The sequence below is a fragment of the Pseudarthrobacter sp. IC2-21 genome (assembly GCF_034048115.1).
GTDB classification, from domain to species: domain Bacteria; phylum Actinomycetota; class Actinomycetes; order Actinomycetales; family Micrococcaceae; genus Arthrobacter; species Arthrobacter naphthalenicus.
In genome coordinates this window covers 2862930-2886601 of the sequence record NZ_CP139145.1, presented here as the reverse complement: position 1 = coordinate 2886601, position 23672 = coordinate 2862930, and the positions used below count along the sequence as shown (strand labels likewise).

Sequence of the window (23672 nt, the reverse complement as noted above, 5' to 3'; positions counted from 1 at the left end):
GATGCCGTCCCAACAGAACGGGTAAAGTCCGGGAATGGACCCAGCCATGATCGAGTTCCAGAGCGTCACCAAGCAGTACGAGGGCGGGAATCCGGCCGTGGACAGCCTCACTATGTCCATCGACAAAGGATCCATCACCGTTTTTGTGGGACCCTCCGGCTGCGGCAAGACCACGTCCCTGCGAATGATCAACCGCATGGTGGAGCCCACCTCGGGCGTTATCACCGTGGACGGGCGTGACGTCACCACGGTTGCAGCCGCGGAATTACGCCGGTCCATGGGTTATGTGATGCAGTCCTCCGGCCTGATGCCCCACCGCTCCGTGCTGGATAACATCGCCACCGTGCCCCGCCTGAACGGTGTCTCCAAGGCGGAGGCCCGCAGGCGTGCCACGGAACTGCTCGACGTCGTCGGGCTGGCTTCATCGCTCGGCAAGCGGTATCCGTCCCAACTCTCCGGCGGCCAGCAGCAGCGCGTTGGCGTGGCCCGGGCGCTCGCCGCCGATCCGCCCATCCTCCTGATGGACGAGCCGTTCAGCGCCGTGGACCCGGTGGTCCGGGACGAACTGCAACAGGAGCTCCTGAGGCTGCAGCAGGACCTCGCCAAGACCATTGTCTTCGTGACCCACGACATTGACGAAGCCACCATTCTCGGCGACAAGGTGGCCGTGTTCGCCGTCGGCGGGAAGCTGGCACAGTACTCCACTCCCGAAGAGATTCTGCGTGCCCCGGCGAACGACTTTGTGGCCTCCTTTGTGGGACGGGACCGGGGCTTCCGCCACCTCGGGTTCACCACGTCCGACGCCGTGACCATCCATCGGGTGCCCACGCTGATAGTTCGCGGCGGCCAGTTCGACGGCGACCCTGCAGCCGTGACCGACTGGCAGCTTGTGGTGGATGAGGGCATGCGGCCCCTGGGCTGGGCGCGGCCGGGAACCAATACTGACCTGATCCCGGGAGGCTCCCTGTTCCATCCGGGCGAATCCTTGCGGCGGGCCCTGGACTCAGCGCTTTCCTCCCCGTCCGGCCAGGGCGTGGCCGTGGACGGTGAGGGCAGGGTCCTTGGTGCCATCAGGGCACAGGAAGTCCTGGAAGTCATCGAGGCGGCCCGGCAGGTAAGACAGGCTGCACTCTGATGGAGTGGTTTCTGGCGAACAGCGGAATGGTCCTGGAGAGGGCAGGGCAGCACCTCGTCCTCGCGCTGATCCCGATGGTCCTGGGGCTGGTCATTTCCATTCCCCTCGCCCAGCTGGCCCGGACCCATCCCGCGCTGAGATCCGTTGTGGTGACGGCCAGTTCACTGCTGTACACCATCCCGTCCCTTGCCCTGTTCATCATCCTGCCCTCCCTCCTGGCGACCCGGATCCTTGACCCGCTCAACGTCATTGTCGCGTTGACCCTTTATGCCGTGGCCCTGCTGGTGCGGGCGGCCCTTGACGCATTTGACTCCGTGGAGGAGGACCTCCGGCAGGCGGCCACCGCCATGGGCTACAAGCCCTGGCTCCGGTTCGTGCAGATCGATCTGCCGCTTTCCCTCCCGGTCATGTTTGCCGGGCTGCGCGTGGTGTCCGTCAGCAACATTTCCCTGGTGAGCGTCGCTGCCCTCCTGGGTGTGGGCAACCTGGGGATGCTGTTCACCGACGGACTGCAACGCAACTTCGTCACCGAGGTTGTGGTGGGAATCCTGGCCATCCTGGTGCTCGCGCTGCTGATGGACGCCGTGCTGGTGCTCCTTGAGAGGCTGCTCACCCCGTGGACCCGGGCCGCCAAAGTGGCCGGCCCCTCGGTGCCGGTCAGCGCACAGTACGTGGCCGACGCCACTGTGCATACAGGAGCCGCGCCATGAGCAACATCTTCACGGACACCATCGGCTGGCTCGCGGACCCGGTCCACTGGACCGGCAGCTCAGGAATCCCCGTCCGGCTGAGCGAACACCTCCAGTACAGTGCGCTGGTGCTCGTCATTGCGGCGGCGATCGCGGTCCCCACCGGGCTCTACATCGGGCACACCGGCCGCGGGCGGGTGGTGGCCGTTGCGGTGGCGGGTGCGCTGCGCGCCCTGCCGACCCTGGGCCTGCTGGTCCTCTTTGCCCTCCTTGCCGGAAGCAGCCTGATGCCCCCGGTCTGGGCCCTGGTGATCCTCACGGTCCCGCCCCTTCTCGCCGGCACCTACGCCGGGATCTCCAGCGTGGACAGGACCGTGGTGGATGCCGCACGGGCCATGGGCATGACCGAACTGCAGATCCTCTTCAAGGTGGAGGTGCCTAACGGACTGCAGGTGATGTTCGGCGGCATCCGCACCGCCGTCCTGCAGGTCATCGCCACGGTCTCCGTGGTGGCCTACCTGCCGCTGGGCGGTCTGGGCCGGTACCTGTTTGACGGGCTGGTCCTGCAGGACTTTCCCCGCATGCTTGCCGGCTCGCTGCTCATCGCCGGGCTGGCAATCGTTGTTGACCTGATCCTGGCCGCCGTGCAAAGAACCATTCTTTCGCCGGGCCTCAAAACCGATCCCCGCGGTAGCCGCACGGCCACCGCCGATCTCCCAGCTGCCGCGCCTGCGCCAGCTGCTGTTCAAGGAGGTACCTATGAAAGATAACGACCGGACAACCGTCACCCGCCGGGGACTGGCCGGCCTGGCCGCCGGCGTCGGCCTGGCCGTAGCGCTGACCGCGTGCGGCGGCGGCAACCCGCTGGCTGCGCCAAGCACCAGCGCTGCAAGCGGCGGCAGCGGAGGCGGGTCCCTGGTGGTGGGCTCGGCGGACTTCCCCGAGAGTCAGATCATTGCGGAAATCTACGCGGGCGCGCTCAACGCCGCCGGCGTGACTGCCAGCACCAAGCCGAACATCGGCTCCCGCGAAATTTACGTCAAGGCCGTCCAGGACGGCTCGGTGGACCTGGTGCCGGACTACACCGGCAACCTGCTGTCCTACTTTGACGCCTCGGCCCCGGAAGTTGCAGCGGACGACGTCTATAAAGCCCTGCCCGGCAAGCTCCCGGACGGACTGGCGGTCCTGGACGCGTCAAAGGCTGAAGACAAGGACGCCATGGTGGTCACCAAGGCCACCGCCGAGAAATACCAGCTGAAGTCCATCGAGGACCTGGCCAAGGTCTGTAAGGACCTGACCATGGGCGCGCCTGCCACCTTCGAGACCCGGCCCTACGGCTTCCCCGGCCTGAAGAAGAACTACGGCTGCGAAATGAAGGGGCTCAAGCCGTTCAGCGACGGTGGCGGCAACCTGACACTTCAGGCGCTGCTGACCGATGACGTCCAGGTGGCCGATATCTACACCACCACCCCGTCCATCGCGGACAACGACCTGGTGGTGCTGGACGACCCCAAGAACAACTTCAAAGCCCAGCAGGTCCTTCCCCTCTACAACAAGGCCAAGATGACAGACAAGGCCAAGGAAGCGCTGAACGGCGTGTCGAAGATCCTGACCACTGATGACCTGATCAACCTCAACCGGGCCGTCAGCGGGAGCCAGAAGCAGAACCCCAAGGATGCGGCGGCTTCCTGGCTGAAGGACAAAGGCATCGTGAAGTAACCTCTCACGTCCTGCGATGACCACGACGGCGGCTGCCGGACCCACAAGGTCCGGCAGCCGCCGTCGTTCGCGGGACGCGCAGGTGTGTCCGAGGTCTCAACGGAAGCACATCCTTCCTGTGGCATATTTGATGGATGGCAGAATTCAAGCAGTCCACCAAGCTTCGCAACGTCCTTTACGACATCCGTGGACCGATTCTCCTGGCCGCCCAGCAGATGGAGGCGGAGGGTCACCGCATCCTCAAGCTGAACATCGGAAACCCTGCGCCGTTTGGATTCGAAGCGCCGGACGCCATCCTAGTGGACATGATCCGCCACCTGCCGCATGCCCAGGGCTACAGCGACTCCCGCGGCATTTTCTCGGCCCGCACCGCCGTCTCGCAGTACTACCAGACCCGCGGCATCCAGAACATCCACGTTGACGACATCTACCTGGGCAACGGCGTCAGCGAGCTGATCACCATGTCCCTCATGGCGCTGCTCGACGTCGGCGATGAAGTGCTGATCCCGACGCCGGACTACCCGCTGTGGACCGCCTCCGTCGCCCTCGCCGGCGGCAAACCCGTGCACTACCTGTGCGATGAGGAATCCGGCTGGCAGCCCGACCTTGAGGACATGGAGGCCAAGATCACGCCCCGGACCAAGGGCATCGTGGTGATCAACCCCAACAATCCCACCGGTGCCGTGTACCCGGAGGAGACGCTGAAAAAGATCGTGGCCCTCGCCGAAAAACACGGGCTGGTGATCTTCGCCGACGAAATTTACGAGAAGATCCTGTACGAAGACGCCGTGCACATCAACCTGGCCGGCCTGACGGGGGACGACGTCCTCTGCCTTACCTTCAGCGGACTTTCCAAGGCCTACCGCGTGTGCGGCTACCGGGCCGGCTGGATGGCCATTTCCGGGCCCAAGAAGGATGCCGCAGACTACCTGGAGGGCATCAGCCTGCTGGCGAACATGCGCCTGTGCGCGAACGTTCCGGCCCAGCACGCCATCCAGACGGCCCTCGGCGGCTACCAGAGCATCAACGACCTGATCCTGCCCGGAGGCCGGCTGCTCGAGCAGCGCAACAAGGCCTACGACATGCTCAACGCCATTCCCGGGGTCAGCACGCAGCAGGCACGGGGGGCCATGTACCTCTTCCCGAAACTCGATCCCGAGGTCTACCACATCCGTGACGACGAGAAGTTCGTCCTGGATCTCCTCCGCGAGCAAAAAATCCTGGTCTCGCACGGCAGGGCGTTCAACTGGGTCCGCCCGGACCACTTCCGGATGGTGACCCTGCCGCTGGTGAAGGACCTCGAAGAGGCCATCAACCGCATGGGGGACTTCCTGAGCAGGTACAAAGGGAACTAGCCTGTGGTGACGCGCTTCTTGGCGCGCGGAACGATCGGAAGGGACCGCCGTGGCCGGAATCGTGGAATTTGAGAAGCATCCTGCCGACACGCTGAAGGTGGGGAAAGGTTTCTCCCTTGCCAAGGCTGACCCTGATGCGACCCCTGGGTACAGCGGAAACAAGGCCGACGGTGAGGCCCTGCTGGCCGATCTGGACGGAAAGCTCACGGCCTTGCAGGAAATGTTGTTTGCAGAGTCCCGGTTCGGCGGCAGGAAACGGATCCTCCTGGTGCTGCAGGCCATGGACACGGCCGGCAAGGGCGGGATCGTCAATCACGTCATGGCCACCATGGATCCGCAGGGCGTCCAGTTCAAGGCATTCAAGGCGCCCACCGAGGAGGAGAAGTCCTACGATTTCCTCTGGCGGATCGAGAAGGCCGTCCCCGCTGCTGGCATGGTGGGGATCTTCGACCGCTCCCACTATGAGGATGTCCTCATCCACAAGGTCCACAACTGGGTAACCCCTGAGGAACTCAAGCGCCGGTACCGTGCCATCAACGAGTTTGAGCGGCGGCAGACCGATGCGGGCACCACGGTCATCAAGGTGATGCTCAACATCAGCAAGGACGAACAGAAGGCCCGGCTCCTGGCCAGGCTTGACGACCCCGCCAAACACTGGAAGTACAGTGGCGGCGATCTGAAGGAACGCGCCTTCTGGCAGGACTACATGGACGCCTACCAGGCCGCCTTCGACGAGACCAGCAAGGATCACGCGCCCTGGTACGTGGTTCCAGCCAACAAGAAATGGTATGCGCGGATCGCGGTGCAGCAGTTGGTCCTCGCTGCGCTCAGCGACCTCCGGCTGGAATGGCCGAAAGCTGAGTTCGATGTCCCGATCGAACGGGAGCTGGTTGAACGCTCCTAGAGGGGCTGGTCGCGGGCGGCAGCGAGCCGCTTGCGTGCCCCTTCCAGCCACTCCTCGCAGCGTTTGGCCAGGGCTTCACCACGCTCCCACAGCGCCAGGGATTCCTCGAGGCTGGCACCGCCGGCCTCGAGCTTGCCCACCACCAGGACCAGCTGCTCGCGGGCTTCCTCGTAGCTGAGGGCGTCGATTTCCGGGTCAGGCTTTGTCTCGGGCATGTGTTTCTCCTTGTGTAAGTTCGCCGGTGGAGGTGGCGCCGAACCGGCCGTCGGCGACCCGCACGGACAATGCTGTCCCGCGGGGCGCCTCGGAAGGGTTGCGGACCACAGCATGGCCAGCGGCTTCCGTGGGCCGGGCCGGCCGGCCGTCGGCGAGTTCCACGACCGCGTAGCCGCGGTCGAGGGTCTTTTGCGGCGACAATGAGCGCACTTGGGCCTGCAGATGGATCAGCTGGTCAGTCGCCCGGACCACGGTTGAGCTGACGGCCGTCGACGACCGCCTCAGGAGCCGTTCGAGTTCCTCAGCGCGCACCGTGACCATGCCCTCGGGGCTGGCAAGGACCGGCCGGGAATGGAGTGACGCGAGCCGGTCCGTCTCGCGCTCCACCAGCCTGGCAATGCACCGCCGCAGGTATTCCCGCGCCTGCCGCACGCTGGCCAGTTCTTCGGCAACGTCAGGCACAATCCGCTTGGCGGCGTCGGTGGGTGTCGAGGCGCGAAGATCGGCGACGTCGTCGAGCAGGGGCCGGTCCGCCTCGTGGCCGATGGCACTGACGACCGGAGTGACCGCTGCGGCCACGGCGCGGATCAGTTCCTCGCTGTTGAACGGCAGCAGATCCTCCAGCGCCCCGCCGCCGCGGGCGATGACAATGACGTCCACGTCCTGGCGGCCGTCCAGCTCCCGAAGGGCACGGACGATCTGGGACACCGCGGTGTTGCCCTGGACGGCGACTTCGCGGATTTCGAATTCAACCGCCGGCCAGCGCAGGGCGGCATTTTGCAGGACGTCCTTCTTGGCGTCCGAGTCGCGCCCGGTGATCAGCCCGATCCTGTGCGGGAGCATCGGGAGCGGCTTCTTCCTTGAATCGGCAAAGAGCCCCTCGGCGGCGAGAGCCTGGCGAAGGCGTTCGATGCGGGCCAGGAGGTCGCCCAGGCCAACTGGCCGGATGTCCCGGACCTGCATGTTCAGGCGGCCGGTCTTGAGCCAGAACTCCGGTTTGAGCAGCGCCACCACGCGGGAGCCACGCTCCAGCGGCAGGTTCTGCCGGTCAAGGATCTTGGTCCAGACGGACGCAGGCAGCGAAACTTCCGCATCCACGTCCCGCAGCGTCAGGTAGGCGTTGCCTCCGCGGCGGTTCATTTCGATGACCTGGCCCTCCACCCAGGCTGCCGGCGCACGGTCGATATGGATCTTGAGTTTCTGGGAGAGCAGCTGCAGGGGCCACGGATTGTCCGGGGTGGTGTCGGCGGCGGTGGCGGGAAGAGTCGACGCGCCGGTGCCGGGAAGGGCAGCCTGTTCAGACATGTGCTGTGCCCCGGGGAGGTGTAGCTGGAGGCATGACAGGTCCTTTGTTCGCAAGTGCTGGTGCAGCTTATGGATAAGGTTGGTGGCGGCTGTCATTCAACCTTATCCATAAGCTTTACCACCCGGGGCTGACATCCCCTGTCCGGGGACCGGCCCTATGATGGCTTAGCCGCCCCAACCAGTAAGGACCCGTTTTGCGTACCTTTGTCTCGGCCGTCGCTGCCGTTCTTGGCCTTCTGCTGTCCGCCGTGGCAATCCCTGCGATCTGGGCCGACCGCAACATCGTCCAGGAGGATGGGTTCGTAGCGCTGGCGGCACCGCTCGGGCAGGACGCCGGGTTCCAGCAACGGCTGGCCGCCGCAACCGTGGGCACCATCGACACCGCCGCGGTACCGGACGCCCTTGCCGGTCTGGTCAAGCCGGTCCTTGAAGCAGCGGCAGGATCCCTGACAGGGCTGCCCGGTTACCCTGCGGCCTGGGAGGAAACCCTGCGCCGGAGCCACCGGCTCAGCTTCGCCGACCCGGCCGCATCGCCTCGCGAAGCGGACTCGTCGTCGTCGCTCACCTTGGACGTTGCACCCCTGGTGGCGCTGGCGACAGGGGAAATCTCCCGCGCAACCGGGCTGCCGCTGGATGCGCCCAAACAAACGCTGATCAAGGTTGGGCAGTCGGGCCAGCGCCAGCTGATCGCGGGCCTGACCGCGTACGCCCCGCTGGGTTATCCGATGGCCATCGGCGCTGGAATTGCGTTCGCCCTGGCCCTGGTGGCCGCCCGCCGCAAATGGACAGTGCTCGTCTGTGTGGGCTTCGGGGCCCTCGTGCTGGCGGGCCTGTGGACCCTCGGCTCCGCCGCGGCGCGCGACGCGGTGCTGCGGACAGCCAGCGGCAATGGCATCGCGGACATGTTCAAGAACGAGTTCGTGGGGGCTGCTTCCAATAGCTTCGGACCGTGGGTCACGGGAGCCCTCATTGCCGGCGGCGCGCTTCTCGTTGCAGGCCTTGTGACCAGGATCGCGTCGCCGGGGCGGCGACGGCCCAACCGGTAGCATGGAGGCATGACCTCCTCCGTTTCCCTTTCGATGCCAACTGTCCCGCGAAGGCGGCGCTCGCCTGAGGAAGTATCTGCCGCAGCGCCGGTATCAGGCCCCAAAAAGGTCCTGCTCGCAGCTCCCCGAGGCTATTGCGCCGGCGTGGACCGGGCAGTCATAGCGGTGGAAAAGGCCCTGGAGCACTACGGCCCGCCCGTGTATGTCCGCAAGCAGATAGTGCACAACGTCCACGTTGTAAGCTCGCTCGAGGCCCAGGGCGCCATCTTTGTGGACGAAACCGACGAAGTGCCCGAAGGCGCCCTCGTGATTTTTTCCGCCCATGGCGTGTCGCCCGCGGTGGTTCAGTCGGCCGAGGACCGCGGCCTGCGCACCATCGACGCCACCTGCCCTCTGGTGACCAAGGTCCATAAGGAAGCCGTCCGGTTCGCCAAGGATGACTTCGATATCCTCCTGATCGGCCACGACGGTCACGAGGAAGTTGAAGGTACGGCCGGCGAAGCCCCCGAACACATCCAAATCATCAACGGCCCGCACGAAGTGGACAAGGTCACCGTCCGGGATCCCGAAAAGGTCATCTGGCTCTCCCAGACCACGCTGAGCGTCGACGAGACGATGGAGACCGTGCGGCTGCTCAAGGAGCGCTTCCCCACGCTGCAGGATCCGCCCAGTGATGACATCTGCTACGCCACCACCAACCGCCAGGTGGCCATCAAGAAGATCTCGCCCCAGGCCGACCTGGTCATTGTGGTGGGATCGGCGAATTCGTCGAACTCGGTCCGGCTGGTAGAAGTCGCCCTGGAGTATGGCGCCAAAGCTTCCTACCGGGTGGACTTCGCCAATGAAGTGGACGAGGCCTGGTTCGAGGGGGTCGCGACCGTGGGTGTCACGTCCGGCGCTTCGGTTCCGGAGGTCCTGGTCACAGATGTCCTGCGCCTGCTCGCGGACTACGGCTACGGCTCGGTGGAGGAAGTGGTCACCGCCGAGGAAGACCTGCTGTTCTCCCTGCCCAAGGAACTCCGCGCAACCCTGAAGGAAGCCGGCGACGTCAGCCGCGCCCTCGGCGGACGCCGGTCACGCGACTGACATCCGCACCACCTGATAGCCCATTCGCGACTGGCATCCCGCAACTGACGGCAGCCATGTTTGCCCTCCGGTAATCGGGAGGCCAAGCCTGGCTGCCGTACTCCGGCTTCTGTTTTTAGGCTGCCTCGTCATCCTGCTGAAGTTCCGGGGCGGACAGCGACCGTGGCGTGACCTCCAACGCCGGTGGCGTCAGCAGCCCTGACTCATCCATCGCATTGAGTTTCCGTGCCGTGGGCAGGATGCGGGCCTCCAGGGTGCCGATCAGGGAGTTATAGCGGTCCACGGAAGACTTCAGTGAGGATCCGAGCTTTCCGACGTTGTCGCCCAGGGTTCCCATGCGTTCGTAGAGCTGGCGGGCAAGATCGAAAAGTTCGCGGGCGTTGTCCGTCAGCACATCCTGGCGCCAGGTGAAGGCCACCGATTTCAGCACGGCCAAAAGCGTGCTTGGTGAGGCGAGCACCACGTTCCGGGACAAGGCATGGTCCAGGAGCGTTGCGTCCGCGGTGAGCGCTGCCGCCAGAATCGATTCCGCCGGCAGGAAGCAGATCACCAGCTCGGGGGAGTTGCCGGGGATGTCCCAGTACTTTTTGCTGCTGAGCGCGTCCACGTGGGCCCGCAGGGCCTTGGCATGGGCGGCGAGCAGCGCCTGCTGGGAAACGGTACCCTGGGTTCCGCGGGCGTTGGCCGCGGACGGCTCCAAAGCGGATCCGGACCCCAGCTCCTGCGCTTCAAGATATGAGGACAGCGGCACCTTGGCGTCCACCACAAGCTGCTTTTCGCCTGGAAGCTGCACCACAAGGTCCGGCCTGATGGTCGAGTCGCCCCCTGCGCTGTGCACCTGCTCCAGGAAGTCGACGTGCTTGAGCATCCCCGAGGCCTCCACCACACGGCGAAGCTGCACTTCGCCCCACTGGCCGCGGGCACTGTTGGAACGGAGCGCCGACTCGAGGGCATGCGTGGAACGGATCAACTGGGCATCGGACAGCCGGGCCTCCTGCAGCTGCTGAGCCAGCTGGCCGTACTGTTCGAGGCGGTCCCGCTCCAGGAGAGCCACCTGCTGCTGCACGGCCGTCAGCTTTTCGGCCACCGGGGCCAGCGCACGGAGGACGTTGCCGTCCTGGCTGCGGGACTCACCCAGCTCACGGTTCTGTACGCTCAGAAGCCGCCGCTCGGCGTCGGCCGCTGCGAACTGCGCGTTGACCTCGGAAAGGCGCGCGGAGACGGCGTCGAAGTCTTCTTCCAGCGCCTGCGTACGCCGACGCAGGAGCAGGTAGGCACCAACGGCGCCGGCAACGGCACCGAGTAACAGCATCAACAGGGCAAGAATCACGGCTAAAGCATCCATAGCCTCACTGTGGCATGGCCCTCTGACATTTTCCGGAAGCGACGTATTCCGCTCGCAGTCCGCGCCGGTCCCCGGCGCGTTCGGCCCTGCCGGGGCCGAGGTGTGCCGCAACCGGTAGAATCAATACTCGTGGCTCTTACTATTGGCATCGTCGGACTGCCCAACGTCGGCAAATCAACCCTTTTCAACGCACTGACCCGCAACCAGGTGCTGGCGGCGAACTATCCGTTCGCCACCATCGAACCGAACGTGGGCGTCGTGAACCTGCCGGATCCCCGGCTCAAGCAGCTCGCGGAGATCTTCGGCTCCCAGCGGCTGCTGCCCGCGCCGGTGTCCTTCGTGGACATTGCCGGTATTGTCAAGGGCGCGTCCGAGGGCGAAGGCCTGGGCAACAAGTTCCTGGCCAACATCCGCGAGGCGGAGGCAATCGCCCAGGTGGTCCGCGTGTTCGATGACCCGGATGTCATCCACGTGGACGGCAAGGTGGATCCCCGCTCGGACATGGAGACCATCAACACGGAGCTGATCCTGGCTGACCTTCAGACGATCGAAAACGCCATTCCGCGGATCGAAAAAGAAGTCAAGATCAAGAAGCGGGACGCAGCCGAGCTCGCAGCCATCAAGGCGGCCCAGGCGGTCCTGGAACGCGGGGACACCATCTTCTCCTCGATCACCAGCGACAAACTGGAGATGGAGCACCTGAAGGAGCTCAGCCTCCTGACCGCCAAGCCCTTCATCTACGTCTTCAACGCAGACGAAGGCATCCTGGGCAGCCCGGAAAAGCAGGACGAGCTCCGCTCCCTGGTTGCACCGGCGGACGCAATTTTCCTCGACGCCAAGCTCGAGTCCGACCTCGTGGAGCTGGACGAAGAAGAGGCCCGCGAGATGCTGGAGATGAACGGGCAGGATGAGTCCGGCCTGGACCAGCTGGCCCGCGTCGGCTTCCACACCCTCGGCCTGCAGACCTACCTGACGGCTGGCCCCAAGGAAACCCGGGCCTGGACCATCCACCAGGGTGATACGGCCCCGCAGGCAGCCGGCGTGATCCATTCCGACTTCCAGCGCGGTTTCATCAAGGCTGAAGTGGTTTCGTTCGATGACCTCATCGAGGCCGGGTCCATGGCCGAAGCCAAGTCCCGCGGCAAGGTCCGGATCGAAGGCAAAGAGTACGTGATGGCCGACGGCGACGTGGTGGAGTTCCGGTTTAACGTCTAACGCTTCGCTTTGGCAGTACAACAACGCAGCTCAGTCATTTGAAGTCGACTGAGCTGCGTCGTTTATGTCTGCGTAATCGTCCCGGCCCAGTGCACGGAATCATCCCTCCGGCACCGTGCCGACCTGCTTCGCTGGCACGCCGACGACCACTGCCCCGGCTGGGACGTCCTTGGTGACGACCGCACCCGCGCCGACGACTGCCCCATCGCCAATGCTCACGCCCGGCAATACTGTCACGTTGGCCCCAAACCACACGCCCCGGCCGATTACAACGCGGGCCGGGTGCATATCGGCCCGCCTGCTCGGCAACATGTCATGGTTCAACGTTGTGATCACGGCGTTGTGGCCGATGAGGGATCCGTCGCCGATGTCGATGCCGCCTTGGTCCTGGAACCGGCAGCCGCTGTTGACGAACACATCCTCACCGAAACTAATGTTCTTGCCAAAGTCAGCGCTGAACGGTGGGAAGAGTTGCAAGGAATCGGGGACTTGGCTCCCGATCAGTTCACTCATCAGGGTCCTTACTTCAGCGGGGGAGTTGTAGCGCCCATTGAGAGTGGCGGTGACGCGCAGCGACACCTGACTCGCGGCCAGCATGGCCTCGTGGTGCGGCGAACCGCCGGGGATCGTCTCCCCGGCATTCAGCGCAGTCAGCAGGTCCTTGAGTCCTTGAATTTTGGCCATGGGCCCACGATAGCGCTTCGTTGCGTGGGGAGTACCGCATCCGTCCAGCCTCTGGAAACCGAGCCGCGCGGGGTTGCCTGCAGCGCGTGACCTAGGATCTACCCATGACGACTCTTCAGGGTGCGGTTGTTCTGGTGGTCGGCGCCACTGGCGGACTCGGTTCGCGCATAGCCGCTCAGCTGGAGAGTGCCGGCGCTATCGTCGCCCGGTCGTCAAAGTCTGCTGGGTACGATCTGCGCGAACCCTCGGTGATCCAGGAGGTGCTGGATGGCACAAATGCGCAGTACGGACGTCTCGACGGGCTAGTGGTTGCGTCCGGGGTCGTCGCCTTCGGCGCCGCATATGACCTTGAACCCGCCACGGTGGACGAACTTTTCGCTGTGAACACCATCAGTCCGATCCAGCTCATTACCCAGAGCCAGCCCTACCTCGCGGCCTCGGCACGTGAGGGCCGGGAGCCTTTTGTGGTCACACTGAGCGGCGTCGTTGCCGAGGCACCCGTGGCTGGTCTGGCGGCCTACTCGGCGTCGAAGGCTGGGCTTGCGTCCTTCGTCGCCGCAGCGGCACGCGAGTATCGCCGCGCAGGCATCCGAATCCTGGACGCCCGCCCAGGTCACACTCGTACCGCGCTCTCCGAGCATCCAATCGCCGGGTCAGCGCCGCGATTCGGAGCGGGGCTTGATCCGGACGTGGTTGCAGCCCGGATTATCACCGCGATCGTCGATGGCGAGAAGGATCTACCCAGCACCGCCTTCTAGGCTCAGCCCGCCGTAGGGCCATGCTGTACCTCGACAAAGCATGGCGGCATTTGCAGTGCCTCACTGCACCAGCGGAACCAGACGTGATCGCCCGCCCTGCCTATCGGATGTTCCAAGGCGCAGTGGTCATGAACGACATGGGCTGGCAGCCTTGGGTTCGGACATTCACCCCACCCGAGGTGGTGGCTGTCGCCAGTGACCTGGAAAATTTCACCGACGAGGATTTGGAGCTGCGCTGGCGGGAATCGCATTTCGTCGGTAGCGACCTTGATGGTGAGTTCGACTTTGTCGTGAGCTACCTTCGGCAAGCGCGAACCTTTATGGCGAACCTTGCTGCTGAGGGACGCGGCATGGTCTACCTGATCGGATGATGCTCTCCATGGCCTCTTCACGGGGCTTGCAGCGGCCGCGGGCAGTCGGGCAACGCCTACACAGTCGGGGACCACCCCAGGGCGGGGCCCAAGGTGGTGGCGATGTCGGTAAGGATCTGGACATAGTCCTCGTGGTCGAAGCTGAAAGGCAGCGCGAAGGCCACCTCGTCGACCTCCTGGAATCCCTCGTGTGCGTATAGCTGCTCGGCGATCTGATCACTGGTCCCCAGAAGGTCGGCGGCAAACAGCATCCCTCGTGGCCCCTGGGGCGTCAGGGTCCGGGGCGTCCGCTCCCCGACGTAGCGCTGGTATTTTTCGCGCTGCCCCGGCGAGGCCGAATCAGTGGGGATCACCACCAGGCCTTGCGAGACCCGGGCCGGGCCATGCGGCTGCGCTGACGCGGCGGCGGCTTCACGGTACGCACGGATCTGGGACTGCTGGATTCGGGCAAAGGCCGGCTCCTCATCCGGTTCGGGGAAAATCACGCTGCTGGAGAGCAGATTGAAGCCGTTGGCCCCGGCCCACACTGCCGATTTCCTGCTTGCCGCCCCATACCAGAGCCGTTCACGCAGGCCGGCGGAGTGCGGTTCCATACGGTTGGAGAACTCCTCGACAACACCCTGTTTGCCGGAGAATTCCCGGACCGGTTCACCGGCAATCAAACGCGCCAGCCGCTCCACCCGCGCATAGCTGAAGTCCTCCAGATCGGCGGTATGGGGATACAGTTCGTGCTTCACCGTCTCGAAGTGCATGGGTTCACCCACGCTCAGACCCGGATTGATTCGTCCGCGGGCGAGCAGGTCCACGGTGGCCAGGTCCTCCGCCAGCCGCAAGGGGTTTTCCCACCCCATCGGGGTTACTGCAGTTCCAAGCTCGATCCGGGAGGTGCGCTGGCTCGCCGCAGCCATGACGGCAATGGGGGAGGAGATGCCGAATTGCAGGTGGCGGTGGCGCAGCCAGGCGCTGTCGAACCCGAGCCGCTCACCCAGTTCGATGACCTGCAACGTGGATTCGTGGCCCGCGGCCGGGTTCGCCGGATCGAAAAGCCCGATCGTCAGGAAACCAAGCTTGCGCAGCGGGTGTGAAGACTGGGGCATGGGCGTCCTTCGGGATCGGCAGGGGGACTCATCCTCATCATATGCGGGGCGGCAGACCCGCTCCTGGGCGGGCTCCCGGAACCGTTAGAATTCAATGAAAACAAAGTGACTTACGGCGTGTGGCAAGAAAATACGTTCCGCTTCAACGTCCGGAACTGGCAAAGGAGGCGGCATGCCGCTGAGGCGTTTGATGCAGGTCATAACGGGGGCCGTTGCCGCGGTGCTGGTCATCTCAGGATGTTCCGCCTCCGGGGGAGCCCCGCCCGTGGTCGTGGGAGAGACCAAACGCGGCGGCAGCGTCACGGTGGCCGAGGTGAACGCGTTCACGTCCTTCAACCCGTTCAGTGCCGCAGGCAATACCGACATCAACACCAAGGTCGGCCAGATCACCCACTCCGGGTTCTACTACGTGGACAACAACGAAAAGGTGGTCCGCAACGAGAAGTTCGGCCGCTACGAGAAGGTGTCCGACAGGCCGCTAAAGGTCAAATACACCGTCAACGAGGGTGTGAAATGGTCCGACGGCGACCCCATAGATGCCGGTGACCTCCTGCTGGCGTGGGTCGCGGACTCAGGCTACTTCGACGACGCGAAGGCAGGGACCGGCACCACCTACTTCTCCGCCGCTGCTGACAGGACCGGCCTGGCGGGCACCGCATTCCCGGAGATCGGCAGCGACGGCCGTTCGATCACCCTCGAGTACCTGTCGCCGTACGCGGACTGGGAGGTGGCGTTCGACGTCGGCCTCCCGGCCCACGTGGTCGCCGCCAAGAGCGGCCTGAACGACGAAGGCGACCTCATCGCGCTGCTCAAGGACTCGCCCCGCGGAGACACCGACCGCCCCGCGGTGAACACCCGGCTTAAGCGTGTCAGCGATTTCTGGAACACCGGCTTCGACACCAAGGCGCTGCCCCCTGACCCCGCGATGTACCTCTCCAGCGGCCCGTACATTGTCCGGGACATGGTTCCGGACACCTCTGTCACTCTGGTGCGGAACAAGGACTACGTCTGGGGTGCTGAACCTTACCTGGATGAGATCACCGTGCGCTTTACCGGGGCTGCCCGTGCCGCCGCCGCGGCCCTCCGCGCCGGCCAGGCAGACATCATTGCCCCACAGCCCACTGCCGGGACCGAAGGACTCTTCGATGGGCTGGCCGCCCAGGGAAACACGGTGGAGAGGTACAACCAGTCCGGCTATGACCATCTCGATCTGAAGTTCTCCGGCCCGTTCGCGGAGAAGAGTGTCCGTGAGGCGTTCCTCAAGACCGTTCCGCGGCAGGAAATCGTCAAAGGCGTGGTGGGCGGCCCGGTGGATGATGCCAAGCCGCTGGATTCGCACGTGTTCCTTCCGGACCATCCCAAGTACGCCGACACTGTCAAGAACAACGGATCCGCTGACTACGCAAAAGTGGATATCCAGGGCGCGGCCGCGCAGCTCCGCGGGGCGGCCCCGACAATCCGGGTCCTGTACAACAAGGACAATCCCAACCGTGCACGGGCCTTTGCCCTGATTCGAGATTCGGCCAGGGCTGCCGGGTTCACCGTCGAAGACGCCGGCCTCGGAAGTTCTGATTGGGTGGCCGCCCTGAGCAAGGGGGCGTACGACGCCGCCATCCTGGGGTGGATCGGACCCGGCGTCGGTGTCAGCCGCGTCCCCCAGATCTTCAAGACCGGCGCAGGCAGCAACTTCACCGGGTTCTCCGACGCTGATGCGGACAAAACCATGGAGGAACTGGCTGCCACCACGGACCTGGCAAAACAGGACGAACTCCTGGCCAACGTGGACAAACGGATCTGGCAAAATGCCTATGGCCTGCCGCTTTACCAAACCACCGGAATGGTCGCCTACAGCAACCGTGTCACCGGCATTGTGCCCAGCTCCGGCCCGCTGGGCGTCTGGTGGAACGTGTGGGACTGGCGCCTGAAATAGTCCTGCCCAGGCGTGCCCAAGTCCGGACGGACCCGGCATGCACAGCCGATTTCGCCGTCGGTCCTACCAACGAGTAGCATGTGACTTGCGCAACTTCCGGGTGCAGGCTAGTTATCGGCGATTAACTGATTACGGTTTGGCAACGGTGTACCAGTATTTGGACTTTGTGCGGTTAGGCTACTCGTACATGGGCTGCGTCACAGTTTAAATCTGGGGCCGGCCTGCCGGGGAGCAAACGATCCCCTGAACATCTCCCACAACTCATAGGAGGCGGAATGCGTTTCACGCGCACTTCCAAAGCACTCGGCATGGTGGCGATCGCTGCCTTAGCCCTGACCGGCTGCGGCGCTGGAGGCGGCAGCAATGACGGTGCCAGCCAATCTGCCGGTGATCCCAACAAGGTCATCACCGCCTACAGCAACGAACCCCAGAACCCACTGCTGCCGGCCAACACGAACGAAGTTTATGGCGGCAGGGTCGTCGAGCTGCTCTTCGAAGGCCTCCGCAGCTACGACGCCGATGGCAAGCCGGTTAACGCCCTGGCAGAATCCATTGAGTCAAGTGACGCCCAGAACTGGACCATCAAGGTCAAGAAGGGCCACAAGTTCACCAACGGTGAAGCCATCACCGCGAAGACGTTTGTGGACTCCTGGAACTTCGCAGCGAACTCCAAGAACCTGCAGAACAACGGCTTCTTCTTCGAGTCCATCGCCGGCTATGAGGATGTCTCCGCCGTAAACACGGAAAAGGCGGCGGACGGCAAGACCACCACCACTCCGGCCCCGAAGGCCGAGACCATGTCCGGCCTGACGGCCACCGACGATTCGACCATCACGGTCAAGCTGGCCCAGCCTGAAGCTGACTGGTCCCTGCGTCTGGGTTACTCGGCCTTCTACCCGCTGCCCTCGGCAGCCCTGACCGACCCCAAGACCTACGGCGAGAACCCTGTTGGCAACGGACCGTACAAGCTCGAAAAAGCCGGTGCCTGGGTCCACGATCAGTCCATCTCGCTCGTCAAGAACGCTGACTACGAAGGCCCCCGCGGATCCAAGAACGGCGGCGTGACCTTCAAGTTCTACACCGATCCGGGCCCCGCATACACGGACCTGCAGTCCGACAACCTCGACGTCACCGACGTTCTGCCTTCCAACGCGCTGAAGACCTACACCTCGGACTTCCCGGACCGCAACTCCACCAAGCCCGTAGCCACCGACTCCACGCTGAACATCCCGGGCTACAACCCGAACTTCCAGGGTGAAGCCGGCAAGCTGCGCCGCCAGGCGCTGTCCTACGCCATCAACCGCGAGGAAATCGCGAAGGTGGTCTTCAACGGAACCCGAACCCCGGCCAAGGCGTTCGCCCCGCCGGTCATCGATGGTTTCAAGGCCGACCTGAAGGGCAGCGAAGTCCTTAAGTTTGACGCTGCCAAGGCCAAGGACCTGTGGGCCCAGGCCGACAAGATCCAGCCCTACGACGGCTCCAAGCCGCTCCAGATTGCCTCCAACACTGATGGCGGCAACAAGGAATGGATCGACGCTGTAGCCAACGGCTTCAAGAACAACCTCGGCATTCAGGCTGAAATCCAGCCGTTCGCCAAGTTCGCCGAAGTCCTGAACCTCCGCAAGTCCCAGCAGCTCCCCGGCCTGAGCCGCGCCGGCTGGCAGGGCGACTACCCATCGCTGTACAACTTCCTCGGACCGGTCTGGGCCACGGGAGCATCCTCCAACTACGAGAAGTACTCGAACCCCGAGTTCGACAAGCTGCTCAAGGAGGGCCTCGCCGCCAAGACCACCGATGAGGCGAACGCCAAGTTCAACCAGGCACAGGAAATCCTCTTCCAGGACCTCCCGGGTCTGCCCCTGTGGGACCAGGCACGGCCGATCGTGTGGAGCAACAACGTTACGAAGGCCGAGACCGGCTGGAATGGCGGCATTCTCTACTACAACATCACGGCCAAGTAGTCTCCAGGATCTAAACTTGCCGTCAGGCAAATGGGGGTCCGGCATCAGCCGGGCCCCCATTGTCCTGTACGGCAGGAAGGCACACATGAAACCCCCCACTTCTTTCCCCGAAGGCTGGTGATCCGGTGGTCCGCTTTATTCTGCGTCGGCTCCTCCAAGTGATCCCCGTCTTTATCGGCACCACGCTCCTGGTCTACTACATGGTCTTCGCCCTTCCCGGCGACCCCATCGCCGCGCTCTTCGGTGACCGCCAGCCCCCGCAGGCCGTCATTGATACCCTCCGCAGCCAGTACCACCTCGACCAGCCCTTCTGGGTCCAGTACGGCCTGTTCCTGAAGAACCTTTTCACCTTCAACCTGGGTAATGACTTCACCGGTCAGCCCATTGCGGCGAGCCTGGCACGGGTCTTTCCCGTGACGGCCATGCTCGCCGTCGAGGCGCTTGCCATCCAGGCCATCTTCGGCGTTGCCTTCGGTGTTTTCGCCGGCCTCCGCCGCGGCGGCTGGTTCGACTCCACCGTCCTGGTGGCTTCCCTCGTCGTCATCGCTGTGCCCACCTTTGTCCTCGGCTTTGTCTTCCAACTGGTTTTCGGTGTCCAGCTCGGCTGGGCCAAACCCACGGTCGGCGCCAACGCGGACTGGGGCAGCCTGCTGCTCCCCGCGGTGGTCCTGGGCCTGGTGTCATTTGCCTACGTGCTCCGCCTGACCCGCGCCTCGGTCAGCGAAAACATGAACGCCGACTACGTCCGGACAGCCACCGCAAAGGGCCTGTCCCGGCCGCGGGTTGTGATTGCCCACATCCTGCGCAACTCCTTGATACCGGTGGTGACCTACCTCGGCGCCAACCTCGGCGGCCTGATGGGCGGTGCCATCGTGACGGAGGGCATCTTCAACGTCCCCGGTGTGGGCAACAAGCTCTATCAAGCCGTACTGCGCAGCGAAGGGCCAACCATCGTCTCCATCGTCAGCGTCCTGGTGCTGGTCTTTGTGGTGGCCAACCTGCTCGTTGATCTCCTGTATGCCTGGCTAGACCCGAGGATCCGTTATGACCAGTAATAACAGCCACTTTGTGGCGCCCATCGACGAGACGCCGCTGCTTGCAACGGACGCCGTCAAAACCGACCAGGCACCGCTGAGCCTGTGGTCGGACGCATGGCGCAAACTCCGCCGCCGGCCGTTGTTCATCATCTCCTCGCTCCTGATCCTGGCACTGGTGGTCGTGGCGCTGTTCCCCGGACTCTTCTCCTCCGTTGCGCCAAACGACGGTTGCGAACTGGCGAACTCGGAAGGCGGTCCCACTGCGGGCCACCCGTTCGGCTTCACCTTCCAGGGCTGTGACATCTACTCCCGCGTCATCCACGGCACCCAGGCCTCCCTCTCGGTGGGTGTGCTTTCCGTCTTGTGCGTCCTTGTCATCGGTGTAACCATCGGTGCGATCGCCGGCTACTACGGCGGCTGGGTTGACGCAGTCCTGGCCCGCCTCGGGGACATCTTCTTCGCGCTTCCCCTGATCCTGGGTGCCCTGGTCATCACCCAGCTCCCGCTGTTCAGGGAAAACCGGAGCGTCTGGACGGTGGTGTTTGTGATCTCCCTGCTGGCGTGGCCACAAATGGCACGCATCACCCGCGGAGCCGTGATCGAGGTGCGCAACGCGGACTTCGTGACCGCGGCCCGCTCGTTGGGCGTTTCAAGGTTCGGCGCCCTGGTCCGGCACGTCCTGCCGAACGCGCTGGCACCGATCATTGTCCTGGCCACCCTGGAACTGGGCGTTTTCATTGTGGCCGAAGCCACCCTGTCCTTCCTGGGCATCGGCCTCCCGCAGGGCATCATGTCCTGGGGCAATGACATTGCGGGGGCCCAGGCATCCATCCGCACCCATCCGCAGATCATGCTCTACCCGGCAGCGGCCCTGTCCATTACCGTGTTGAGCTTCATCATGCTCGGAGATGCCGTCCGGGATGCGCTTGATCCGAAGAGCCGTCAGCGATGAGAGACAAAGAGATGCTTACTCCAGAAATCAACATCGACGAGGCCGTCCCCACCGGCGTAAAGCCGTTGCTGGAAATCCGCGACCTGGCCATTACGTTCAAGACCGGCGGCGGTGACGTCCAGGCGGTCCGCAACGCGCACCTGACCATCATGCCCGGTGAGACCGTGGCCATCGTGGGCGAATCAGGCTCCGGTAAATCCACGACGGCGCTGGCCGCCATCGGCCTCCTGCCCACCAACGGTGTGGTGTCCGGCGGGCAAATCCTCCTTGACGGGGAGGACATTGCGCATGCCTCCGAAAAGCGGATGATCGAACTGCGCGGCAATACGATCGGCATGGTCCCGCAGGACCCCATGTCCAACCTGAACCCGGTCTGGAAGATCGGCTACCAGGTCAAGGAAACCCTGAGGGCCAACGGGCGGCCCAGCGGCCCGGATGATATCGCCAAGGTGCTGTCCGAGGCGGGCCTGCCGGACGCCCACCGCCGGGCCAACCAGTACCCGCACGAGTTCTCCGGCGGCATGCGCCAGCGTGCGCTGATCGCCATCGGATTGTCCTGTCAGCCACGACTGCTGATAGCGGATGAGCCCACGTCTGCCCTGGACGTCACTGTCCAGCGGCAGATCCTGGACCACCTGGAAACCATGACGTCCGAGCTCGGCACGGCCGTCCTGCTTATCACGCACGATTTGGGACTGGCCGCCGAGCGGGCCGACAAGGTGGTGGTGATGTACCGGGGACAGGTTGTGGAGGCAGGTCCCTCACTGGAGCTGCTCCGCAACCCGCAGCACCCCTACACCAAGCGCCTGGTCGAATCCGCCCCTTCCTTGGCAAGCCGGCGCATCCAGGTCGCCAAGGAGCAGGGTGTGCAGGCGTCAGACCTGCTGGCGTCCGCCGCTGAGGCAGTGGCCGCGGACAACGTCCTGCAGATCCAGGACCTGCGCAGGGTCTACAAACTCCGCAGCGGCCTGGGGAAGTCCACGGACTTCGCCGCCGTGGACGGCGTGAGCTTCGACGTGAAGCGGGGAACCACCACTGCAATTGTGGGGGAGTCCGGCTCAGGCAAGTCCACAGTGGCCAGAATGGTCCTGCAGCTGGAAAAGCCCACCGAGGGCAGGATCCTCTTCGACGGCGTGGACACCTCCTTGCTCAAGGCAAAGGAACTGTTCAAGTTCCGCCGCCGCGTGCAGCCGATTTTCCAGGACCCCTACGGTTCGCTGGACCCGATGTACAACATCTTCAGGACCATCGAGGAGCCGCTCCGGGTACACAAGATAGGGGACGCCGCGAGCCGTGAAAAAAAGGTCCGCGAACTCCTGGACCAGGTGGCGTTGCCGCAGTCGACCATGCAGCGGTACCCGAACGAGCTCTCCGGGGGGCAGCGCCAGCGCATTGCCATCGCCCGGGCCCTCGCCCTGGACCCGGAAGTAATCATTTGCGACGAAGCCGTGTCGGCTTTGGACGTTCTGGTCCAGGCCCAGGTACTGAACCTCCTGGCCGACCTGCAGGCCAACCTGGGGCTCACCTATCTCTTCATTACCCACGACCTCGCAGTGGTCCGGCAGATAGCTGACCACGTGTGCGTGATGGAGAAGGGGAAGCTGGTGGAAACGGGTTCCACGGATGACGTCTTCGAATCGCCCCAGCAGGATTACACCAAGGCACTGCTCAACGCCATTCCCGGTGCGAAGCTGATGCTTCCGCCGGAAGTGGCCTAAAGGACAGTGGCCTAAACGGCAGCAGCCACGCAAGCAGGAGCCGGTGTCCGGAAGGACGCCGGCTCCTGCTTTTAACGCCTACAGCTGGAGGTTGAGTTTCCGAAGCTTGTCGCCGAGCAGCGTGCCCAGCGTCTTTCGGCCGGGGGCGTTCATGTGCACGGCATCCGCCAGGTCCTTCGTGAGGTTGTACTTGGTCAGCCAGTCACCCACGCTCACAAACGGTAGGCCGTGTCTGGCTGCCAGCGCCCCCAGGAGCGCATCTATCTGTGTCCTGCGCCCGCCCCCGTAGTTCGATCCGCGGGCCAAAGTGCCGATCATCGCGAGCCGGGTGCCCGGATACCGGTTCTTGAGGGCGCCGATCAGGCGGTCCGCATTGGCCACGATCTGCGCGTCGGTAGCGCCACGGGCTGCATCATTGCCGCCCCCCTGGATGACAACCAGGGCCGGGGTTCCATAAGGCAGCTTCCAGTCGCCCCGCTCCAGGGCATCAATGTAGTTGCCCGTCTTGCCATTGGCAGCCACAAAGCCGGTTCCGCCCAGGCCGCAAAAGTGGACCTTGTAGCCAACAGCGGCCAGGCCAAGCCGGGGCCAGCCGTCGGCGGGTTCGGATTGTGAGTCACCGATGAGGAGGGCGGTGTGCCTCAGGTCCGGGACAGCAACTTCGTCGCGCCCGCTGGCAGGATTGCGGATTACCGTACCGGGCGGAAGCGCTTCCGGATCAGCCCCGCGTGGAATGTATCCACTGGCGGCACCGCCGGCGGCGCCGGGCCCTGCGGCAAGAGCAGCCCCGGCGGGGGCAGGCGCCTTCGCGGCGGCGACAGGCCCGCCGGCGGCGACAGGCCCGCCGGCGGCGACAGGCCCGCCGGCCGCGATGGGCCCACCGGCGGTTGCCGTCGGAGCCGGTACCGTGGACACAGCGGAGGAAGTGGGGGGTGAAGGTGGCTGCCCGCAGCTGCAGAGGAGGACGCCGGCAGCGATTCCCGATGCGACTAAGCGGGTCAGAGCCGAGGCTTGAGGCATCAGTGGTTCTCCGGGCTTGAAGTATCACAGCAATAATGGGGCATCAAGTCACAAAAATCCAGTGACTTTGAGCACTGTCAGACGGTGGCTGGTAGAGATCACCCCGGTCCACCGGTATTGGGCCCTTGG

General features: G+C 64.4%; 22 protein-coding genes. 16 read left to right on the top strand and 6 right to left on the bottom strand.

The window, feature by feature from the left end; genetic code table 11:
- Window positions 1-34: 34 nt before the first annotated feature.
- The 6 genes from SBP01_RS13270 (at window position 35) to SBP01_RS13245 (ending at window position 5802) form a co-directional block, all read left to right on the top strand.
- Entirely contained in the window at window positions 35-1135 is a 1101-nt protein-coding gene (locus SBP01_RS13270; protein WP_275212334.1) for an ABC transporter ATP-binding protein, read from the top strand.
- Window positions 1135-1845 (top strand): ABC transporter permease, encoded by a 711-nt coding sequence (locus tag SBP01_RS13265; RefSeq protein WP_320536066.1) that lies wholly within the window; start codon window positions 1135-1137, stop codon window positions 1843-1845. The genes SBP01_RS13270 and SBP01_RS13265 overlap by 1 nt, the downstream gene beginning before the upstream one ends.
- Window positions 1842-2594: an ABC transporter permease gene (locus tag SBP01_RS13260; RefSeq protein WP_320536065.1), complete on the top strand. Its 753-nt coding sequence runs from the start codon at window positions 1842-1844 to the stop codon at window positions 2592-2594. The genes SBP01_RS13265 and SBP01_RS13260 overlap by 4 nt, the downstream gene beginning before the upstream one ends.
- Window positions 2584-3543, top strand: a complete 960-nt coding sequence (locus SBP01_RS13255) for an ABC transporter substrate-binding protein (RefSeq protein ID WP_320536064.1) — start codon at window positions 2584-2586, stop codon at window positions 3541-3543. Before SBP01_RS13260 ends, SBP01_RS13255 begins: the two co-directional genes overlap by 11 nt.
- Before the next feature lie 134 nt (window positions 3544-3677).
- Window positions 3678-4898: a pyridoxal phosphate-dependent aminotransferase gene (locus tag SBP01_RS13250; protein ID WP_275212338.1), complete on the top strand. Its 1221-nt coding sequence runs from the start codon at window positions 3678-3680 to the stop codon at window positions 4896-4898.
- Window positions 4899-4947: 49 nt separating this feature from the next.
- Entirely contained in the window at window positions 4948-5802 is an 855-nt protein-coding gene (locus tag SBP01_RS13245; protein WP_275212339.1) for a polyphosphate kinase 2 family protein, read from the top strand.
- On the opposite strand, the gene SBP01_RS13240 is transcribed toward SBP01_RS13245, so the two are convergent.
- Both SBP01_RS13240 and xseA read right to left on the bottom strand, forming a co-directional pair.
- On the bottom strand, window positions 5799-6017 hold the full coding sequence (locus tag SBP01_RS13240; RefSeq protein ID WP_275212340.1) for an exodeoxyribonuclease VII small subunit: 219 nt from the start codon (window positions 6015-6017) through the stop codon (window positions 5799-5801). The two genes, SBP01_RS13245 and SBP01_RS13240, sit on opposite strands and share 4 nt — an antisense overlap.
- Window positions 5998-7323 (bottom strand): exodeoxyribonuclease VII large subunit, encoded by a 1326-nt coding sequence (gene xseA / locus SBP01_RS13235; RefSeq protein ID WP_320536063.1) that lies wholly within the window; start codon window positions 7321-7323, stop codon window positions 5998-6000. Before xseA ends, SBP01_RS13240 begins: the two co-directional genes overlap by 20 nt.
- A gap of 194 nt (window positions 7324-7517) precedes the next feature.
- Here xseA and SBP01_RS13230 point away from each other — a divergent pair, with 194 nt between their 5' ends.
- Together SBP01_RS13230 and SBP01_RS13225 are read left to right on the top strand one after the other, a co-directional pair.
- Window positions 7518-8369 (top strand): hypothetical protein, encoded by an 852-nt coding sequence (locus SBP01_RS13230; RefSeq protein WP_320536062.1) that lies wholly within the window; start codon window positions 7518-7520, stop codon window positions 8367-8369.
- Window positions 8370-8378: 9 nt separating this feature from the next.
- Entirely contained in the window at window positions 8379-9455 is a 1077-nt protein-coding gene (locus SBP01_RS13225; RefSeq protein ID WP_275212343.1) for a 4-hydroxy-3-methylbut-2-enyl diphosphate reductase, read from the top strand.
- 115 nt (window positions 9456-9570) lie between these two features.
- On the opposite strand, the gene SBP01_RS13220 is transcribed toward SBP01_RS13225, so the two are convergent.
- Window positions 9571-10800, bottom strand: a complete 1230-nt coding sequence (locus SBP01_RS13220; protein WP_320536061.1) for a DNA recombination protein RmuC — start codon at window positions 10798-10800, stop codon at window positions 9571-9573.
- 129 nt (window positions 10801-10929) lie between these two features.
- Between SBP01_RS13220 and ychF the strand changes: the two genes are divergently transcribed.
- The gene (gene ychF / locus SBP01_RS13215; RefSeq protein WP_275212345.1) at window positions 10930-12015 is read left to right on the top strand and encodes a redox-regulated ATPase YchF; all 1086 of its coding nucleotides are present in this window, start codon (window positions 10930-10932) and stop codon (window positions 12013-12015) included.
- A 99-nt stretch (window positions 12016-12114) separates the two neighbouring features.
- On the opposite strand, the gene SBP01_RS13210 is transcribed toward ychF, so the two are convergent.
- Complete coding sequence (locus SBP01_RS13210) at window positions 12115-12699, bottom strand: DapH/DapD/GlmU-related protein (RefSeq protein WP_320536060.1); 585 nt, start codon at window positions 12697-12699, stop codon at window positions 12115-12117.
- Between the two features lie 104 nt (window positions 12700-12803).
- On the opposite strand from SBP01_RS13210, the gene SBP01_RS13205 reads away from it, so the two are divergent.
- A complete protein-coding gene (locus SBP01_RS13205; RefSeq protein ID WP_320536059.1) occupies window positions 12804-13457 on the top strand; it encodes an SDR family NAD(P)-dependent oxidoreductase in 654 nt (217 codons plus the stop codon).
- Between the two features lie 20 nt (window positions 13458-13477).
- Window positions 13478-13828, top strand: a complete 351-nt coding sequence (locus tag SBP01_RS13200) for a DUF1877 family protein (protein WP_320536058.1) — start codon at window positions 13478-13480, stop codon at window positions 13826-13828.
- A gap of 56 nt (window positions 13829-13884) precedes the next feature.
- Here the strand turns inward: SBP01_RS13200 and SBP01_RS13195 are convergent, their stop codons facing one another.
- A complete protein-coding gene (locus SBP01_RS13195) occupies window positions 13885-14925 on the bottom strand; it encodes an LLM class flavin-dependent oxidoreductase (RefSeq protein ID WP_320536057.1) in 1041 nt (346 codons plus the stop codon).
- Window positions 14926-15097: 172 nt separating this feature from the next.
- On the opposite strand from SBP01_RS13195, the gene SBP01_RS13190 reads away from it, so the two are divergent.
- From SBP01_RS13190 to SBP01_RS13170, 5 genes are all read left to right on the top strand, one after another.
- Window positions 15098-16855 carry an ABC transporter family substrate-binding protein gene (locus SBP01_RS13190; protein WP_320536056.1) on the top strand — a complete coding sequence of 586 codons (1758 nt, stop codon included), beginning with the start codon at window positions 15098-15100 and terminating at the stop codon, window positions 16853-16855.
- Window positions 16856-17130: 275 nt separating this feature from the next.
- A complete protein-coding gene (locus SBP01_RS13185) occupies window positions 17131-18816 on the top strand; it encodes a peptide ABC transporter substrate-binding protein (protein WP_275212351.1) in 1686 nt (561 codons plus the stop codon).
- A 125-nt stretch (window positions 18817-18941) separates the two neighbouring features.
- Window positions 18942-19871, top strand: coding sequence for an ABC transporter permease (locus SBP01_RS13180; protein ID WP_275212352.1), 930 nt, complete (start codon window positions 18942-18944; stop codon window positions 19869-19871).
- Window positions 19861-20805 carry an ABC transporter permease gene (locus tag SBP01_RS13175; RefSeq protein ID WP_275212353.1) on the top strand — a complete coding sequence of 315 codons (945 nt, stop codon included), beginning with the start codon at window positions 19861-19863 and terminating at the stop codon, window positions 20803-20805. The genes SBP01_RS13180 and SBP01_RS13175 overlap by 11 nt, the downstream gene beginning before the upstream one ends.
- 11 nt (window positions 20806-20816) lie before the next feature.
- A complete protein-coding gene (locus SBP01_RS13170; protein ID WP_320536055.1) occupies window positions 20817-22523 on the top strand; it encodes an ABC transporter ATP-binding protein in 1707 nt (568 codons plus the stop codon).
- Between the two features lie 78 nt (window positions 22524-22601).
- Here SBP01_RS13170 and SBP01_RS13165 read toward each other — a convergent pair whose 3' ends face one another.
- The gene (locus SBP01_RS13165) at window positions 22602-23438 is read right to left on the bottom strand and encodes an SGNH/GDSL hydrolase family protein (protein WP_320536054.1); all 837 of its coding nucleotides are present in this window, start codon (window positions 23436-23438) and stop codon (window positions 22602-22604) included.
- Between the last annotated feature and the right edge of the window lie 234 nt (window positions 23439-23672).